The organism is Nocardioides salsibiostraticola (assembly GCF_054783655.1).
This window is the reverse complement of record NZ_BAAGQD010000027.1, coordinates 152,742-169,782: the sequence shown is the minus strand read 5'-3', so window position 1 is coordinate 169,782 and position 17,041 is coordinate 152,742. Positions and strand designations below refer to the sequence as shown.

At 69.7% G+C, this 17,041-nt stretch carries 16 protein-coding genes; 10 read left to right on the top strand and 6 right to left on the bottom strand.

The features are described from left to right. Position 1: 1 nt before the first annotated feature. The 3 genes from ACYVLV_RS18615 (at position 2) to ACYVLV_RS18605 (ending at position 3,034) form a co-directional block, all read left to right on the top strand. Positions 2–1,219: a sensor histidine kinase gene (locus tag ACYVLV_RS18615; RefSeq protein WP_460812651.1), complete on the top strand. Its 1,218-nt coding sequence runs from the start codon at positions 2–4 to the stop codon at positions 1,217–1,219. Further along, positions 1,216–1,893 (top strand): response regulator, encoded by a 678-nt coding sequence (locus tag ACYVLV_RS18610; RefSeq protein WP_460812647.1) that lies wholly within the window; start codon positions 1,216–1,218, stop codon positions 1,891–1,893. Before ACYVLV_RS18615 ends, ACYVLV_RS18610 begins: the two co-directional genes overlap by 4 nt. A gap of 241 nt (positions 1,894–2,134) precedes the next feature. After that, positions 2,135–3,034: a DMT family transporter gene (locus ACYVLV_RS18605; protein ID WP_460812644.1), complete on the top strand. Its 900-nt coding sequence runs from the start codon at positions 2,135–2,137 to the stop codon at positions 3,032–3,034. A gap of 27 nt (positions 3,035–3,061) precedes the next feature. On the opposite strand, the gene ACYVLV_RS18600 is transcribed toward ACYVLV_RS18605, so the two are convergent. Further along, positions 3,062–3,790: a FliA/WhiG family RNA polymerase sigma factor gene (locus ACYVLV_RS18600; RefSeq protein ID WP_460812641.1), complete on the bottom strand. Its 729-nt coding sequence runs from the start codon at positions 3,788–3,790 to the stop codon at positions 3,062–3,064. Between the two features lie 143 nt (positions 3,791–3,933). After that, positions 3,934–4,443, bottom strand: a complete 510-nt coding sequence (locus ACYVLV_RS18595; protein WP_460812638.1) for an RsiG family protein — start codon at positions 4,441–4,443, stop codon at positions 3,934–3,936. A gap of 282 nt (positions 4,444–4,725) precedes the next feature. On the opposite strand from ACYVLV_RS18595, the gene ACYVLV_RS18590 reads away from it, so the two are divergent. The 4 genes from ACYVLV_RS18590 (at position 4,726) to ACYVLV_RS18575 (ending at position 8,799) form a co-directional block, all read left to right on the top strand. Then, positions 4,726–6,216 (top strand): putative bifunctional diguanylate cyclase/phosphodiesterase, encoded by a 1,491-nt coding sequence (locus tag ACYVLV_RS18590; RefSeq protein WP_460812635.1) that lies wholly within the window; start codon positions 4,726–4,728, stop codon positions 6,214–6,216. Positions 6,217–6,292: 76 nt separating this feature from the next. Then, positions 6,293–6,856, top strand: a complete 564-nt coding sequence (locus ACYVLV_RS18585; RefSeq protein WP_460812633.1) for a hypothetical protein — start codon at positions 6,293–6,295, stop codon at positions 6,854–6,856. A gap of 177 nt (positions 6,857–7,033) precedes the next feature. Further along, positions 7,034–7,468 carry a response regulator gene (locus ACYVLV_RS18580; protein ID WP_460812631.1) on the top strand — a complete coding sequence of 145 codons (435 nt, stop codon included), beginning with the start codon at positions 7,034–7,036 and terminating at the stop codon, positions 7,466–7,468. Continuing rightward, on the top strand, positions 7,465–8,799 hold the full coding sequence (locus ACYVLV_RS18575; protein WP_460812629.1) for an EAL domain-containing protein: 1,335 nt from the start codon (positions 7,465–7,467) through the stop codon (positions 8,797–8,799). The genes ACYVLV_RS18580 and ACYVLV_RS18575 overlap by 4 nt, the downstream gene beginning before the upstream one ends. 40 nt (positions 8,800–8,839) lie before the next feature. Here the strand turns inward: ACYVLV_RS18575 and ACYVLV_RS18570 are convergent, their stop codons facing one another. Both ACYVLV_RS18570 and mshA read right to left on the bottom strand, forming a co-directional pair. Next, a complete protein-coding gene (locus ACYVLV_RS18570; RefSeq protein ID WP_460812626.1) occupies positions 8,840–9,376 on the bottom strand; it encodes a type III secretion system chaperone family protein in 537 nt (178 codons plus the stop codon). After that, entirely contained in the window at positions 9,373–10,656 is a 1,284-nt protein-coding gene (gene mshA, locus ACYVLV_RS18565) for a D-inositol-3-phosphate glycosyltransferase (protein ID WP_460812623.1), read from the bottom strand. Before mshA ends, ACYVLV_RS18570 begins: the two co-directional genes overlap by 4 nt. A gap of 189 nt (positions 10,657–10,845) precedes the next feature. Here mshA and ACYVLV_RS18560 point away from each other — a divergent pair, with 189 nt between their 5' ends. Further along, positions 10,846–11,643 (top strand): SDR family NAD(P)-dependent oxidoreductase, encoded by a 798-nt coding sequence (locus ACYVLV_RS18560; protein ID WP_460812621.1) that lies wholly within the window; start codon positions 10,846–10,848, stop codon positions 11,641–11,643. Positions 11,644–11,685: 42 nt separating this feature from the next. Further along, complete coding sequence (locus tag ACYVLV_RS18555; protein ID WP_460812618.1) at positions 11,686–12,375, top strand: aspartate/glutamate racemase family protein; 690 nt, start codon at positions 11,686–11,688, stop codon at positions 12,373–12,375. Between the two features lie 307 nt (positions 12,376–12,682). Here ACYVLV_RS18555 and ACYVLV_RS18550 read toward each other — a convergent pair whose 3' ends face one another. Together ACYVLV_RS18550 and ACYVLV_RS18545 are read right to left on the bottom strand one after the other, a co-directional pair. Continuing rightward, positions 12,683–13,927 carry a M4 family metallopeptidase gene (locus tag ACYVLV_RS18550; protein ID WP_460812616.1) on the bottom strand — a complete coding sequence of 415 codons (1,245 nt, stop codon included), beginning with the start codon at positions 13,925–13,927 and terminating at the stop codon, positions 12,683–12,685. 43 nt (positions 13,928–13,970) lie between these two features. Then, entirely contained in the window at positions 13,971–14,645 is a 675-nt protein-coding gene (locus ACYVLV_RS18545; RefSeq protein WP_460812613.1) for an HD domain-containing protein, read from the bottom strand. A 274-nt stretch (positions 14,646–14,919) separates the two neighbouring features. Between ACYVLV_RS18545 and typA the strand changes: the two genes are divergently transcribed. Beyond that, positions 14,920–16,824, top strand: a complete 1,905-nt coding sequence (gene typA / locus ACYVLV_RS18540; RefSeq protein ID WP_460812608.1) for a translational GTPase TypA — start codon at positions 14,920–14,922, stop codon at positions 16,822–16,824. The last annotated feature ends 217 nt before the right edge of the window (positions 16,825–17,041 follow it).

Below are 17,041 nucleotides of genomic sequence, written 5' to 3'. Positions count from 1 at the left end.
AGTGGATCCGACGACGCAATCCTTCATCGCGGCTGCGCTGGGGGCACTCCTGGCCGGCGGGGCAGTGTTGGCGTGGCACATCAGCGATCGGCAGCAGACCCGACTGCCACACGTCGAGCAGCCCATCGTGCCCGCCGGGGTCGCGGCCGTCCTCTCGGTGTTGCGCAGCAGCGCGGTGGTGATCGACGACGGTGACGTGGTGCTCAAGGCATCGGCGCCGGCGTACTCCTGGGGCCTGGTGCGGGGCATGCGCCTGGAGTCGAGGGAGTTGACCGAGCTGGTCACCCAGGTACGCCGAGACGGGCAGATCCGGGAGACCGAGTTGGTGATGGCTCGGCGGCACGCCCCGGCGCGACACGTCAACGCGCGGGTGGCGCCCCTGGGGTCCCGGCTGATCCTGGTGTTGGTGGAGGACCGCACCCGGGAGCGCCGTGTGGAGGCGGTACGCCGCGACTTCGTGGCCAATGTCAGTCACGAACTCAAGACCCCGGTCGGGGCGATCCGGCTGTTGGCCGAGGCCGTGCAGGACGCCTCCGACGACCCGGTGGCGGTGGAGCGGTTCGCCGGCCGGATGCTCACCGAGAGCGACCGGCTCTCCAAGTTGGTCCAGCAGGTCATCGAGTTGTCCCGGTTACAGGGCGACGAACCCCTCGATCGGCCGCGACCGGTGGGTCTGGACGAGGTGATCAAGATGGCCGTCGACACCAGCGCGATCGAGGCCGGGAACAAGCGGATCTCGGTGGTGAGTGGTGGAGCCCCCGGGTTGGAGGTCTACGGCAACGAGGAGCAGGTGACCGCCGCGGTGGCGAACCTCGTCGCGAATGCCGTCACCTATTCCGAGCCGGATTCGATGGTGGCGCTGACGACGAAAACCGACCACGGTTCGGTGGAGATCTCCGTGGTCGACCAGGGCATCGGGATCCCCCGCACCGAGATCGAGCGCATCTTCGAGCGCTTCTACCGCGTCGACCCGGCCCGGCACCGCTCGACCGGCGGCACCGGGTTGGGCCTCTCGATCGTCAAGCACGTCGCGGCCACCCACGGGGGCGACGTACGCGTGTGGTCCGAGGAGGGTCAGGGCTCGACCTTCACCCTCTCGCTTCCGGCCGCCCCCAAGCAGGACAGCATCACGACACCCGCAGCCGCGACAGCGGAGATGACGAAGACCACGGACACCCCATCCTCGAGCACCACCCCACCACTGAAGGAGAACCCGTGACGCGGGTACTGGTCGTCGAAGACGAAGAGAGCTACAGCGATGCTCTGTCCTACCTCTTGCGCAAGGAGGGCTTCGAGGTCGCGATCGCGGCGGACGGCACCACCGCACTGAGCGAGTTCGAACGCAACGGGGCCGACATCGTGTTGCTCGACCTGATGCTTCCTGGAGTCTCCGGGACCGAGGTATGCCGCACGATCCGCCAGACCTCGAACGTCCCGGTGATCATGGTCAGCGCGAAGGACGACGAGGTCGACAAGATCGTCGGCTTGGAGTTGGGCGCGGACGACTACGTCACCAAGCCCTACTCCCCGCGCGAGCTCGTCGCCCGGATTCGGGCGGTGTTGCGGCGCGGAGCCGACCCCGACCAGGTCTCCGACACCTTGGAGGCCGGCCCGGTCCGGATGGACGTCGAGCGACACGTCGTGACCGTGGACGGTGACGAGCAGCGGCTGCCGCTCAAGGAGTTCGAGCTGCTCGAGATGTTCCTACGCAACCCGGGTCGCGTCCTGACCCGCGGCCAGCTGATCGATCGGGTCTGGGGGTCGGACTACGTCGGGGACACCAAGACCCTCGACGTCCACGTCAAGCGCCTGCGCGCCAAGCTCGAACCCGAGCCCAGCGAGCCGAAGTACCTCATCACCGTCCGCGGCCTGGGCTACAAACTCGACCTCTGATCCCCCCACGAAGTTCGCCAGATGGGGCGTCGAAGTACGCCGAATGGCCCCACGAAGTTCGCCAAATGGGGCGTCGAAGTACGCCGGATGGGGCGCCCTGGGCTTAGGCCCCCCATCTCACGAACTTCGCGTCCCCATCTCACGAACTTCGTGGGGCCATTTGGCGAACTTCGTGGGGGATGGAAGGTGGATGACTGAAACCCGCGAGGTGTGGGGGTACGCCGGGCGCTAGCGTCAGCGCGTGACCGATCGCCCCTGGCTGCCTCTTGCTGCCGTAGCCACCACCTTGTTCCTCTGGGCCTCGGCCTTCGTCGCCATCCGGTACCTCGGGGACGACTTCTCCGCCGGGCCGTTGTCGTTGGGTCGGCTGGTGATCGGATCGGCGGTGCTGGCCGTTGCCGCGCTGAGTCGCGGCGTACCCCATCCGACCCCGCGGCAGTGGGTCTCGATCGCCACCATCGGCGTCTTGTGGTTCGCGATCTACAACGTCGCCCTCAACGAGGGCGAACAACGCGTCGACGCCGGGACCGCGGCGATGCTCATCCAGGTCTCCCCCGTCCTGATCGCCTTCCTGGCGGCGGCGTTCCTGTCCGAGAGGTTCACCGGGTGGCTGGCCGGCGGGCTCGTCGTGGCGTTCAGCGGGGTCGCCCTGATCGGGCTGTCCACCTCCTCCAGCGGCGACCGGGACCTCATCGGGGTCGGGCTGTGCCTGATCTCGGCGGTGGCGTACTCGATCAGCCTGATCCTCCAAAAGCCCCTGGTCGCCTCGCTCCCCGCCGTGCACGTCACGTGGCTGGCCTGTTCGGTCGGGGCCCTGGTCTGCCTGCCGTTCGCCGGCACCCTGGCCTCCGAGGCCGCGGCGGCCCCCACCTCCTCGCTGCTCTGGGTCCTCTACCTCGGCATCTTCCCGACCGCGATCGCGTTCACCACCTATGCCTTCGCCCTGAACCACATGAGCGCCTCGTCGCTCGGCGTGACGACGTACCTCGTGCCGCCGATCACCATCGTGCTCGGCTTCGTGTTCCTGCGCGAGACCCCTCCGACCATCGCGTACGCCGGGGGCGCACTTGCGCTTCTCGGTGTTGCGTTGGCACGACGCAGGCCGCGCACCAAGGCCGAGCCAGCGCCGCAACCCGCCTAGCGGTCGACCCGCCCACGGGATCGCGACTCAGGCGCTGAGCGTGCCCGCGAGCGCGTCCCGCAACGACTTGGTCGCCCGCGACCGCAGTTGGCTGATCCGGGACTCCGTGACGTCGAAGACCTGCCCGATCTCGCTGAGGGTCAGGCCCTCGAAGAAGTACAGGGTGATCACGATCTGGTCCCGCTCGGGGAGTGTGCGCAGGGCGGCGATCAACGCCTCCCGGGTGCTCTCGTCCTCCAACGCGGCGTCGACGGCCGGCGCGAGGTCGTCCAGCGCGGCCAGTTCCTCCTCATCGACCCGCACCACACCGGAGGGTCGCGCCCGGGCAACCCGCAACTGCGCCACATCGATCCCCGCGGCCGCGCAGATCTCCTCGTCGGTCGGCTCCCGGGTCAGGTCGTGACGCAACTTCTCCGACACACGCTCGATCTCGCGGAGCCTGCTCCGCACCGAGCGGGGCACCCAGTCAGTGGCCCGGATGCTGTCGATGATGGCTCCGCGGATCCGCGGCACGGCGTACGTCTGGAAGGTCCAGCCCCGCTCGGGGTCGAACTTCTCGATCGCGTCCATCAACCCGATCAGACCCTCCGAGACGAGGTCCGCCGACTCCACGCTCAGCGGCAATCCGCCGCGCACGCGACCCGCGACGTACTTCACCAGGGGTGAGTACTGCAGGACCAGGTGGTTGCGCAGCCCCGGATCACCGGTCGACTTGTAGTCGCGCCACAACTCCTCGATCGACCTGTCCGAATCCACGCCGCGCCCCCGAATAACCGACTGTCACACACCGACGCCTCATCCCTGCGCCGACCCCGAAAACCCTAGTGGGTCCTCGACCGATTCACCGGCGAAGCCGGCACCACACAGAAAAAGCCGCCGCCGCTCGCCGAATCAGCGGACTAGCCCGCCGTCAGAATCTCCAGGGCCCGGGCCGGTTCCTTGCGGTAGCGCACGATCAACTCGGCGGTGGCCTCGTCGATGCGTTCGTGCAGCCCCCGCCGGTATGACGTGAGCGTCGCCTCGGCACCCGCCAGCCGCTCGAGCGCATCGGCGGTTCCTTCCTCGTCGTCCGGGACGGTCCACACGCTCTCGAGATCCGGGAGTTCGGGGAGCGGATCAGCCGCTCGGACCCGGTGCAGCGCCGAGCGCATGTGCCCACTGCCGGTGTCGCCGAGCACCCGTCCCAACTTCTCGATGTCGATCACCGCATCGCCGAGGTTGCCGGCCCGGATCAGGTCGACCCGGGCGTGGATCAGCCGGCGCCAGTAGGAGATGCGCTCCTCCTCGGACCGCAGCCGTTCGCGGTACTCCCGCAACTCCCGCAGGCTCACCTCGGCCAGGTGCGGGGACGCGGTGGCGGCGAACACGGTGCGACGCTGCCCATCGGCGGGGAGTGAGGGGTCGTCCATGGCCCCAGATTAGTGCGAGCCGACGGACCCCACAGGACAACGGGCCCCACTCCCCGGTCCGCCGGGCTGCAGAAGATTTCCGCGCACCATCCCTCAAGTGACCGGGTCGCCCAGCCGACAACCCTGGTGACCACCCATCCGAACCGCCGCTCGACCGGAGATCACCATGGCCGCCACCGTCCCGCGACGTGCTGCTGCAAGCCTCGCCCGGGCGCTCGCGACCGGCCGGGTGACATCGCCCGCGATGGACCGTCACCGGGTGCGTCCCCGACCCGCGGCTCGATGATCAACTCCGTTCCGACGCTGGCCGGCGACGGCCCCAACACCTCGAGACTGCGTCGGGTCCTCAAAGGCCTCGGCTTCGATCACACCGACCCGCTGACCGGTCTCGAGCGCGCCGAGCGCCTGGCCAGGCGCGGGCCCCGGATGCTCGCCGAGGCGACCGTCGACCAACAGTGCGCCCTGCTGATCCTCGACCTGGACCACTTCAAGCAGATCAACGACGCCGCCGGTCACCTGGTGGGCGATGAGGTACTGGCCGCGGTCGGTCCCCGCATCAGCGCGTGCCTGATGCCCGACGATCTGGCGGTGCGCCTGGGCGGGGACGAGTTCGCCGTCCTCACCGCGCCGGCCAACGACAACGGCTGGGTCGAAGGTCTGGCTCAACGACTGATCGAGGCGATCAGCCAGCCGGTCATCGTGGAGGACCTGGAGTTGAACGTGTCCGCCTCGGTCGGGGTGGCCCTCAGCTCACGAAGCAGCACCCTCGAGCAGCTGAGCCGAGCCGCCGACCAGGCGATGTACGCCGCCAAGGCCTCCGGACCCGGGCAGTGGCGCCTCTGCGCGGACAACCACGGCGAGGACGAGCGCGCGGACCGGTTGATCCACGACCTCGCCCAGGACCCCGGGGCCGCGCAGATCACCGTTCACTACCAACCACAGATCGACGCCCGTGACGGTCGCATCGTCGGTTTCGAGGCGTTGGCTCGCTGGGAGCACCCCGAGCTCGGAACGGTGCTTCCGCACGACTTCATCTCGCTGGCCGAGCGCAACGGCCTGATCGGACCCATCAACCACGCGATCTTCGGAACCGCGCTCCACGACCTCCCTGCGCTGCATGCGGTGGCTCCCGACGCCCGGTTGTCGTTGAACATCGCCTCACGGCACCTGATGAGTCGCAGCCTCGTACAGGATCTGCGCGACCATCTGGTCGCCTCGGCAGTCGACCCCGCGACGGTGACCCTGGAGATCACCGAAGCGATCACCCGCGGCTCACCGGAGCAGTGGGAGGTCCTCGACGACCTCCACCGACTCGGGGTCGCGGTCGCCATCCGTGGCTTCGGAGCGAACCAGACCGCACTGAGTGCCCTGTGGAGCAGCGAGGCGGTCAGCGAGGTCAAGATGGATCCCGCGTTCGTCCGGGACGCGGTCACCGACGCCGAGTCCGCTCGGCGGTTCCGAGCGGCCACCGGGGCCGCCAAAGGACTGGGCTTGCGGGTCGTCGCCCAGGGTGTCGAGGAGCGGCGGGCCGCGGTGTTGGGGACCGACCTCGGCTTCGACGTACTCCAGGGGTTCTGGGTCGCCGAAGCGGCCGACCTGCCCTCGATCCTCGCCTGGGCCACGGCTTGGCCCGAGCACCGTGCCGAACGGCTGTCCCCCCACAGTCCGGCCGAACTCCTCTCGTCGCCCGTATCGCCTACGCCGCCCGGGCTCCCCGCCCCCCGGGAGCCCGCACCACTCGAGCCCCGACCGCAGACCACCGCCACCGACTGACCCCCGATCCCCCGCGCTTCGTCGCACCCCCCACCGCACCCCCTCATCACCCCCTGCCCCCGCAAGGACCACTCCGATGCCTCTTTGGACCTTCCTGCTCACCCTCCTGGCCGTCATGGTCGTCATCACCCTGACCGTGCTCGCCCTGACCGGTCCGGGGCCTGGATCGATGCCGCGGGGCCGCCACGCCAGTCGGGCCGACCGGGCGCACCCCCTCCACGCCGTGACCCCCCTGCTGTCCTCCCTCGCGCCCGAGGACCAGACGGAGGACGACACGGAGGACGACACGGAAGACGTGGAGGAGGACGCGGAGAAGGAGGAACCCGGCGACCCGGCGAACCCGGACCCCTCGCTCGACCGACTCAGCCACCGTGAGCGAGCGACCGCGCTGGCCCGGGCCGGTGATCTGCCCGCCGCCGCGGCCGCCCAGTGGTCCGCCGATCTGGAGGCCCTCGGCTTCGAGCCCGGCGCCCTCATCGCCCCACGGACGGCACGCCTCGAAGACACCCCTTCCACCGACGACGGCTCGATGCTCCTCGACCGGGGTCGGCGCCTGCTCGCCTCGCTGGCCGGACCCGCGACCCGCGGCCGCACCCTGTACGCCGACCTGTCCCGTTTCGGCCCCCGCGTCCCGCGGTGAGCGACCTGCCTCCACGACAAGATCTCCGTCCTCGACGCCGCACAGTGGTCTAGACCAGAGGTGTCTCATCGGCAGGACTTTCGGCACTCGGGGCCGAGACACGATTGACTGCCTAAACACCTCCCTCCCCCGGTCGTCGTTAAAGCATCGACAGGTGTCCCCCACTCGGAGTCCCCCATGCAGCCAGCCGTGCTCGTCGTCGGTCAGTCGCTTTCGCGGCTCGAGGCGACCCGAGACGCGCTCGACCAGGGCGGACTCACCAATCCGGTGGTCAGCGTCCGCGACGCGCCGATGGCCCGCGCCTACATCCGCGGCCACGCGCCGTACGACAACCGCTCCGCCTACCCGCTGCCCGCCGTGGTCGTCACCGATCTGACGCTGGCCGACGGCAGCGGACTCGACGTGTTGCGGTCCGTCCGCAGCCACCTGTCGCTGCGGCGTACGCCGGTCGTGGTCGTTTCCGACGGCGCCTCAGCGGCCGAGATCTCCGAGGCACAGCTCCAGGGTGCGACCGCCGTCCTGTCCCACCACGTGGCGGCGGACGTCCTCCTCGGTGTCATCCGGGACGCCGGGGTGCCGTGGAGCGTCAGCCGGATGGAGGCGCCCGGATGAACGACGCCACCGTCGCCCTTCTCTTCGGTCTCGACCAGCACGGGGCGAGCTTCCCGACCACGCCTCCCCTGGTCGCCGCGGTCTCCGCGCTGCGCGCCCAGCACTGCAACCGCGAACAGGTCCTCGTCCTGGTCGCGGTGACGCTGACCAACGCCGACGAGATCGCCGACACGCACGGAGCCTCCGGGCTCGAGACCCTCACCGCCGAGCTCGGCCGCCGCGCGCTGCGGCACCGCGACTCACCGGTCCGACTGCTGCGCGCCTCCCCGCTCGGAGGCTTCCTGATCGCCGTCGTGGTCGATCAGGACGCCGAGAAGGCTCAGGTCGAGGCGGTGCTCGCCGACGTACGCCGCCTGGTCACCCTGCCCCGCGACGACGTCTGGCCCGTCGTCACCGCCGGGGCCACCCGTTGCCTGGAGGGCGAGCCGGTCTGGGACTCCATCCGCGACGTCCGCGCCACCGTGTTGCAGGCCCGTGATCACCCGGGTCGCACCCGGTGGCACCTCGACCAACCGACCACTGCGCCCGACGCGGTCAGCCTGGTGCGGGACCTCGCCCGCGCCATCGACTACGCACCCGAGCAGATCGCCCTGGCCTACCAACCCGTCCAGGATCTGAGCAGCGACACCGTCGTAGGTGCCGAGGCGTTGCTGCGCTGGCACCACCCCACCCGCGGCGTGGTCCGCGCCGACCACGCCATCGAGGCGGCCGAACGCACCGGTCTGATCGTGCCGCTGGGGCGCCTGGTGCTCGAGGAGGCCGTGACCCAGGCTGCTTCGTGGATCGGACGATTCGGGCCCGGGTTCCAGATGCACGTCAACGTCTCCCCCGTGGAACTGCGCGAGGACGACTACGTCGACCACCTCGCCAGCCTGCTGTACGACGCGGGCCTCTCGCCGAGCAATCTGATGTTGGAGATGACCGAGACCGCCGCGATGAGCGACGAGCAACAGGTCCGAGCCACCATCGCCGAGCTGCACGAGCTCGGGGTCGGACTCGGGATCGACGACTTCGGGACCGGCTACTCCTCGATCGAGAACCTGCGCACCCTGCCCTTCGACACCGTGAAGCTGGACCGCTCGCTGGTCTCCGGCATCGACGTGGGGCCCGAGAACTTCAAGATCGTCCGCGCCGTGCTCGACCTGGCCGCGGCCCTGGGCGTGATGGTGGTCGCCGAGGGCATCGAGCAGGCGATCGAGGCCTCGCACCTGCGGACCATGGGCTGCCAGTTCGGGCAGGGCTATCACCTGGGTCGGCCCGTCCCCGCCGCGGACTTCGGGGCTCGGACCCGGGAGCCGCGGCACCTGCGGCAGGACATCCGCAGCGCCTGATTCGGGGCTGATTCTGGCCTACATCTGAGCAGGCCAGAACCTACTTCGGGCCGGACTCCAACCAGCCCCGGAAGGCCTCGAGGTTCGCGGTCGACTCGCCGCGATCGGTGCGCCAGTCCCACTCCTTGCGGATCGCCGTCCCGAAGCCCAACTCCAGCAGGGTGTTGAACGATTCGTCGGCGTAGGTCAGCACCGATCCCAGGAGCCGGTCCAACTCGTCCTCGTCGATCATCGACAGGGGCAGCCGGGCGTCGAGGTAGATGTCGCCCGCGGCGTCCACGGCGAAGGCCACGGCGTACATCTTGAGGTTCCGCTCCAGACACCAGCGGTAGACGACCTCGTGGTTCTCGTCGGGCTTGCGGCAGACGAACGCGTGGACGCCCAGGGCGTGCGCGCCGACGTCGAGGCGCACCGGTGTCTGCAGCTTCCGCTCGCCGGGCAGGGCCAGGGAGAAGACTCCGGGGGCCGATTCGTCGTACTCCATCTCGTGGGCGTCGAGGTAGTCCCGCAGCACCCGCACCGCCTGGGGTTCGGGCTCGACGGGGCCTTCCCCGACGGGGCTGTCGTGCTCGGTCATCGGGCTGCTCCGATCGTCGGGACCGGACTCGAGGTCCCCATGGACTCCCGGGCCCGGGAGTAGAGATCCACGGTCCGCGCCGCGGTGGCCTCCCAGGAGAAGTGGGCGGCCTGGTCGAGCGCACCGGCGGCGAGTCGGGTCCGCAGACCGTCCTCGGTCAGCACCCGGGCCAGGGCGGTGGCCCAGTCGTCAGGGTCGTGGCCGTCGACCAGGAGCCCGCTGTGCCCGTCGCGGACCACGGTGGTCAGTCCGCCCACGGCGGCGGCGACCACGGGGGTGCCGCACGCCTGGGCCTCGGCCGCGACCAGCCCGAAGGATTCGTTGTACGACGGCACCGCGACCAGCGTCGCCGCCGAGCACCACGTCGCAAGAGTCGACTGATCGACCGGCGGGACGAAGCGCACGACGTCGGTGATCCCGAGCTCGTCGGCCAGCGAGGCCAGGGCCTGGGGTCGCTCCAGACCGCTTCCCGAGGGACCGCCCACGACCGGGACGATCAGGCGGTCGCGCAGGTGCGGTTCGCGTGCGATGAGCCGGGCCACCGCGCGCAGGAGTACGTCGGGCCCCTTCAGCGGCTGGATCCTCCCGGCGAACATCAGCACATCGGCGTCGCGGGGCAGGTCGAGCTCCGCGCGGGCCCGCACCTGGTCCGTTGGCCGGAACACGCTCAGGTCGACCCCGGGGTGGACCACCTCGACGCGACCGGGGTCGGCGTCGTACAGGTTGATCAGTTGCTTGGCCTCGTCGTCGGTGTTCGCGATCAGGAGGTCCGCTGCTTCGACGACCTGCTGCTCTCCGATGATCCGGGCCAGGGGTTCGGGGGCGTCACCGAGGGCGAGGGCGTCGTTCTTGACCTTGGCCATCGTGTGCATGGTGTGGATCAGCGGGACGCCCCACCGGTCGCGGGCCAGGGCGCCGACCTGCCCGGAGAGCCAGTAGTGGGAGTGCACGGCGTCGTAGTGGCCGACCGCCTGCTCGGCCTCGGCGCGCAGCACCTCGCGGGCGAAGACGCACAACTGGGCCGGCAACTCGTGCTTGGTGAGCCCCTCGAAGGGGCCGGCGTGGATGTGTCGGACGGTCACGCCGTCGCTGTGTTGCACCATCGGTTCGAGCGCGGAACTCGTGGCGCGGGTGAAGATGTCGACCTCGATCCCGCGGGCGGCCAGCCGGCGGGAGAGTTCGATGACGTAGACATTCATCCCGCCCGCGTCCCCGGTGCCGGGTTGGTCCAGCGGGGAGGTGTGCAGGCTGATCATCGCGATCCGACGAAGGTCTCCCACGTTCGATCCTCCTGCTGGTGGCTGGGCGCCCGCTCAGGTCTCGGGCAACGATCGTTGTAGTGAACCGACCGGACGCCTCGATCATTCCCGAGCCTGCGTCGCGATCTCGCGGGTTCGTGCCGCAGAAAGCGCCTCCGCGGTCGCTCGGGAGGCGCTCCTTGCGTCACGAACCTGGGAGAGAATGCATCCATGAGCCACAACTCCCCCGCCAACCCCGCCAGAGCCACCTCCACGCGCCGTCCGCTCGCCGTCGTCACCGGCGCCAGCAGCGGCATCGGGGCGGCCACGGTCCGCCAACTCGCCGCCGAGGGCTTCCACGTCGTCTGTGCGGCGCGGCGTACCGACCGGGTGGAGGCGTTGGCGACCGAGGTTTCCGGTACGCCGATCTCCTGCGACGTCACCGATGCCGAGTCGGTGACCCGGTTGGCCGCGCTCGTCGAGGAGCTCGGGGACGGTCGTCTCGACGTACTGGTCAACAACGCCGGCGGCGCGTTCGGGGCCGCCCCGGTCGCCCAGGCCGACTCCGAGGACTGGCGCCGGATGTATGAGGTGAACGTGATCGGGCTGATGCAGGTCACCCGTGCCCTGCTGCCCGCGCTGATCGCCAGCGGGGCCGGGGTGATCCTCAACGTGGGGTCGACCGCGGGGCGGGTCGCCTACGAGAACGGCGGGGGCTACACCGCGGCGAAACACGGCACCCAGGTCGTGACCGCGACGCTGCGGCTGGAGCTGTTCGACCAACCGGTCCGGGTGTGCGAGATCGCGCCGGGGATGGTGCAGACCGACGAGTTCGCGCTGGTGCGGTTCGGGGGCGACCAGGAGAAGGCCGACGCGGTGTACGCCGGAGTCGAGAACCCCCTGACCGCCGACGACGTGGCCGACGCGATCGTGTGGATGGTGACGCGGCCGGCCCACGTGAACATCGACGAGCTGGTCATCCGCCCCCGCGCCCAGGCCGCACAACACAAGGTGCACCGCACCTCCTGACACCACTCCCGAGAAACGGACGGGTCTGAGAGACTGGCGCCCATGCAGACCATCGGACTCGTGGGCGGCCTCAGCTGGGAGAGCAGCGCGGCGTACTACCAGGCACTCAACCTCGGCGTCGAGCAACGACTGGGCGGGCTCAGCTCGGCCAAGACCGTGATGACCTCGGTGGACTTCGCGGAGGTCACCGCGCTGCAGGAGCAGGAGCGCTGGGACGACGTCGCCCGCATCCTGGCCGCGGCAGCCCAGTCGGTCGAACGCGCGGGCGCGGACTTCCTGATGCTGTGCACCACGACCTTCCACCGCGTCGCCGAACAGGTCCAGGAGGCGGTCGACCTGCCGCTGCTGCACCTCGGTGACGTCGTGGCTCAGGCGTGCCTGGACCAGCGGGTCGAGAACGTGGCGTTCATCGGCACCAGCTTTGCCATGTCGCGCACCTTCTTCACCGATCGCATCTCCAGCCACGGCCTGACCGTCGCTACCCCCGACCCCCGCCACCACGACATGATCAACCGGATCATCTACGACGAGCTGGTCCACGGGAAGGTCCTCGACGAGTCCCGCAAGGCCCTGGTCGGCCTGATCGACGAGTTGTGGGACGCCGGCTCCGGCGGACTCATCCTCGGCTGCACCGAGCTCGAGCTCCTGCTCCACCAGGCCGACTCCGAGATCCCGGTCTTCGCCGGCACCAGCCTCCACGTCGAAGCCGCCCTGGACCGCGCCCTGCGCTGAGTCGGCGTGTGTTGACGCTCGCATGCCGGTGAGTCGGCGTGTGTTGACTCTCGTTCTCCGGTGAGTCGGCGTGTGTTGACGCTCGAACGGGCCCGAGTCGGCGCGTCTTCGAAAACTAGCGCCGACTCGGCGTACCGGCACTCGCTCGGGTCGTGTGTCTGAGCACTCCCTATGGGCCGGGCTCAGGCACACGACCCCGCTCGCACGACAGGCCACCGCCGGCCACCCATCGGGTCGTGTGCCCAAGGCCCACCCCGAGGTCGTCGTCAGGCACACGACCCGGACGGCACAGCAAGCAAGCAAGCGGTCAACCCAGGACGAGGCGGACGATCTTGGAGAGGTCCTCGGTGAGGTCCTGCTGCTGGACCCGACAGTGCTGGCCGTCGAGGTCGAACTCGTAGGCGAAGTGGTCGGGCAGGGGCCGGCCCTCGTTCAACCGCTCCGGGTCGACGCGCTTCATCACCGCCCGCAGCTCCTCCCCGCGTTCGTCGTGGGCCAGGTCGACGCTGGCCTCGACCGCGCGTCCGATGAACCCGCCGGTACGCCGCACCCGGACCTGGCCGTCCCCCAGGACGCCGACCTCGTGCCAGGCCGCGCGCACCGCGTCCTCGTGGGGTCCGGCCTCGAGCAGGGTGGCGCGGGCGAAGGCGGCGAAGTCCGCGTCGGGTGAGACGTGGTCCCCGGTCAGGGCCCGGAACCAGATCGCCCCCGCACCCTCTGCCGCGGAGCCGCCGATCGACCGCGCCGCCAGATAGAACGCCCGGTTGGGGATGCCGGAGTTCAGGTGCACCCCACCGTTGTCGTCCTCGGTCACGATGTAGTCGTCGACGTGCCCCACCTGCGGGTCGGCACCCAGCGCCGGATCGTCGTACGCCGTCCCGGGAGCCGCGAGATCCCGCAACCCGCGTGCGGCGAGCCCTGGGAGGAACAGTCCGGCGCCGATCAGCCAGTCCCCGTCCTCGACGCTCTGCCCCAGGACCCGTTGCTTGAGGCACGTGGCGAACACGTCGGAGACCGACTCGTTCAGCGCACCGGATTGGTCGCGGTAGACCAGCCCGGCGGCGTACTCGGTGACCCCGTGGGTGAACTCGTGGGCCAGGACGTCGATCGCGGCGGTGAAGCGGCCGAACACCTGCCCGTCACCGTCGCCGAAGACCAGTTGCTCGCCGTTCCAGAACGCGTTGTCGTAGTCGCGGCCGTAGTGGACGGTCCCGAGGACCGCCGCGCCGCGACCGTCGTAGGAGGACCGGCCGTAGACCTCGTCGAAGAGTTCGAGGCACGCCTCGATCCCGGCGGCCGCCTCGTCCACGGCGTCGTCCCCGACCGGAGGCGCGCCCGCCGCGCGCACGGGCCGACCGGGCAACACCTCGGTGTTCCCGGCGTCGTGCACCGTCCAGGCCTCCGCGGCAGGTCGCAGCAGACGGGCGGTGCCGATCGTGCGCGCCGTACGGAACTGGTGGTCGGTGGACAGCGTGCGTTCGGCGGCAGGGGTCGACAGGCGCCGCAACAGATGGGGCGGCACGATGCCGCAACGCCCGAGCGTTTTGGTCATGCCCCACGGTAGACCTCCTCCGAGGGGTTCCGGAAGGGTCAGTTCACCAACGCAGGACCGGAAGCGGATTCCGGGCGCCGGACCGCACGTGCCGGATGCTGTGGCCCACGATGAATCGGTGGAAGCCGGGCGTGGGCAGGTCCCGCTTGAGCTGGCGATGAGCCCTCCACCCGAGCGTCCCGGGGTAGGCGCCCATCATCACGAACTGCCAGTCGGCGCGGCGGAAGGCGTCCACGAGGTCGGCCTCGCCCGAGGTTCCCCGCGTCGCGCTGGTCGAGGTGCGAGCCACGCCAGGCCCGCCCGCCGCGCTGGTCGAGGTGCGAGGGCCGCCAGGCCCGAGCCTCGAAACCAAGCGACCACCACTCCCAACCCGAGTGATCTTGTGGTGGTTCTCGATCAGGCGGGTGACCAGCGGGACGAGGTCGGCGTACCCCTCCCTCTCGCAGTACGCCGCCGCGAGGGTCACCGAGGGCTCCAGGTAGTCGATGGTCCCCTCGGCGAACAGGCCGAGGTCGTGGAAGGCCGCGGCGATGCCCAGCGCCCGGTCGTGGCGGGCCGCCGATTCGGGGGCCAGCGCTCGGGCCACGTGGGCGACGTACAGGCAGTGGTGTCGGTAGATCCGCAGGTGCTCACCGATCGCGTCCGCGAAACTGTCGAGGATCGGGTCGATCACGAGGTGCGGCGCACCGGGCGCCGCCGGCAACTGGGGGGCGGTCATCTCGCCATTCCACCACGCCCCCACACCTGTCCCACCCCAGCGATAGTCCCTGACGAATTGGTGGCTCCAGGGCAAAATTCACCACCACTTCGTCAGGGACTATCCTCCTCTGAGCGACCCGAGGGCGCACGCACCGCAGGGTGTCGTGCCTCACAGGCAGGCTCCTGCACGCACGACAATGCCGGAGCCGATGGCTTGCGCCCTTAGACTCGCGCTCTACCTGCGGGCCCATCACGCGCGCCCGCGCACTCAATCGGAAGTGAACTACTCGCGTATGTCTGAAACCACGCCCGCTGTGACCAGGTCGGCCAATCTGCGCAATGTCGCGATCGTGGCGCACGTCGACCACGGCAAGACCACGCTGGTCGACGCGATGCTGCGACAGGCCGGCGCCTTCACCGCGCACGAGGCCGAGAGCGTCAACGAGCGGGTCATGGACTCCGGCGACCTCGAGCGCGAGAAGGGAATCACGATCCTCGCGAAGAACACCGCCGTGCACTACGCCGGTCCCGCCGCCGAGGGCAAGCCGATGACCATCAACATCATCGACACCCCCGGCCACGCCGACTTCGGTGGCGAGGTCGAGCGCGGCCTGTCCATGGTCGACGGCATCGTGCTGCTGGTCGACGCCTCCGAGGGTCCGCTGCCCCAGACCCGCTTCGTGCTCCGCAAGGCCCTGAACGCCGACATGCCGGTCATCTTGGTGGTCAACAAGACCGACCGGAACGACGCGCGTATCGCCGAGGTCGTCGATGAAACCTACGAACTGTTCATGGACCTGCTCGACGACAGCCACAGCCAGGACGCCCTGGACTTCCCGGTCGTGTACGCCTCCGGTCGCGCGGGCATCGCCCACCTGACCCAGCCCGCGAACGGCGAGATGCCCGAGGGCGACAACCTCGAGCCGCTGTTCAAGACGATCCTCGACACGATCCCCGCGCCGAAGTTCACCGAGGGCGCGCCCCTGCAGGCCCACGTCACCAACCTCGACGCCTCCCCGTTCCTGGGTCGCCTCGCGCTGGTCCGCATCCACGAGGGTCACCTGAAGAAGGGCCAGACCGTCGCCTGGATGCGCCGCGACGGTGAGGTCAAGAACGTCAAGATCACCGAACTCCTCATCACCGAGGGTCTGGTGCGCAAGCCCGGCGAGGAGGCCGGTCCCGGTGACATCGTCGCCATCGCCGGTATCCCCGACATCACCATCGGTGAGACCCTCGCCGACGTCGACAACCCGGTGGCTTTGCCCCTGATCCACGTCGACGAGCCCGCGATCTCGATGACCATCGGCACCAACACCTCCCCGCTGGTGGGCCGCATCAAGGGCGGGAAGGTCACCGGCCGTCTGGTCAAGGACCGCCTGGACGCCGAGCTGATCGGTAACGTCTCCCTGCGCATCCTGCCCACCGAGCGCCCCGACGCCTGGGAGGTACAGGGCCGCGGCGAGCTCGCGCTGGCCATCCTGGTCGAGCAGATGCGGCGTGAGGGTTTCGAGCTCACCGTCGGCAAGCCCCAGGTCGTCACCCGTGAGGTCGACGGCAAGGTCCACGAGCCCTACGAGCGCCTGACCATCGACGCGCCGGAGGAGTACCTCGGCACCATCACCGAACTGCTGGCCAGCCGTAAGGGCCGCATGGAGCAGATGACCAACCACGGCACCGGCTGGGTCCGGATGGAGTTCATGGTCCCCGCGCGTGGCCTGATCGGCTTCCGCACCCAGTTCCTCACCGACACCCGCGGAACCGGCATCGCCCACGGCATCTCGGACGGCTACGAGCCCTGGGCCGGCGAGATCCGCTCGCGGGTCAACGGCTCCCTGGTCGCGGACCGCAAGGGTGCGGCGACGGCGTACGCCATGACGAACCTGCAGGAGCGGGGCACGATGTTCGTCGACCCGACCACCGAGGTCTACGAGGGCATGATCATCGGCGAGAACTCCCGCGCCGACGACATGGACGTCAACATCACCAAGGAGAAGGCCCAGACCAACATCCGGTCGGCCTCCTCGGACAACTTCGAGAAGCTGGTCCCGCCGCGCAAGCTGTCGCTGGAGCAGTGCCTGGAGTTCTGCCGCGACGACGAGTGCGTCGAGGTCACCCCGGAGATGGCCCGGATCCGCAAGGTCGTCCTGGACGCCAACGAGCGCGCCAAGACCGCGTCGAAGGCTCGCAAGGGCAAGTAGGTCGCACCGCATCGACCACCCTCAGGCGTCAGCCTGGGGGTGGTTTCTGCTTGTTCGGGGGTACGTCGGCCTGCTGATTGCGCTGATACCGCGACCTGCGTTGTGGTCGATATCCGGGCGCTTGATTCGACCACAACGCAGGTCGCGAGGCGTTTGCTCCCCGACGAGCCAGACATACCCGGTGGCGTTCGTGCTGAGCCGGCGCACCTCACCCACC

Coding starts and splice junctions, on each gene's coding strand:
- ACYVLV_RS18550 (WP_460812616.1), bottom strand. CDS start 13,927: ATGACCAAAACGCTCGGGCGTTGCGGCATCGTGCCGCCCCATCTGTTG.
- ACYVLV_RS18545 (WP_460812613.1), bottom strand. CDS start 14,645: ATGACCGCCCCCCAGTTGCCGGCGGCGCCCGGTGCGCCGCACCTCGTG.
- ACYVLV_RS18590 (WP_460812635.1), top strand. CDS start 4,726: ATGATCAACTCCGTTCCGACGCTGGCCGGCGACGGCCCCAACACCTCG.
- ACYVLV_RS18585 (WP_460812633.1), top strand. CDS start 6,293: ATGCCTCTTTGGACCTTCCTGCTCACCCTCCTGGCCGTCATGGTCGTC.
- ACYVLV_RS18595 (WP_460812638.1), bottom strand. CDS start 4,443: ATGGACGACCCCTCACTCCCCGCCGATGGGCAGCGTCGCACCGTGTTC.
- typA (WP_460812608.1), top strand. CDS start 14,920: ATGTCTGAAACCACGCCCGCTGTGACCAGGTCGGCCAATCTGCGCAAT.
- ACYVLV_RS18575 (WP_460812629.1), top strand. CDS start 7,465: ATGAACGACGCCACCGTCGCCCTTCTCTTCGGTCTCGACCAGCACGGG.
- ACYVLV_RS18555 (WP_460812618.1), top strand. CDS start 11,686: ATGCAGACCATCGGACTCGTGGGCGGCCTCAGCTGGGAGAGCAGCGCG.
- ACYVLV_RS18560 (WP_460812621.1), top strand. CDS start 10,846: ATGAGCCACAACTCCCCCGCCAACCCCGCCAGAGCCACCTCCACGCGC.
- ACYVLV_RS18580 (WP_460812631.1), top strand. CDS start 7,034: ATGCAGCCAGCCGTGCTCGTCGTCGGTCAGTCGCTTTCGCGGCTCGAG.
- ACYVLV_RS18570 (WP_460812626.1), bottom strand. CDS start 9,376: ATGACCGAGCACGACAGCCCCGTCGGGGAAGGCCCCGTCGAGCCCGAA.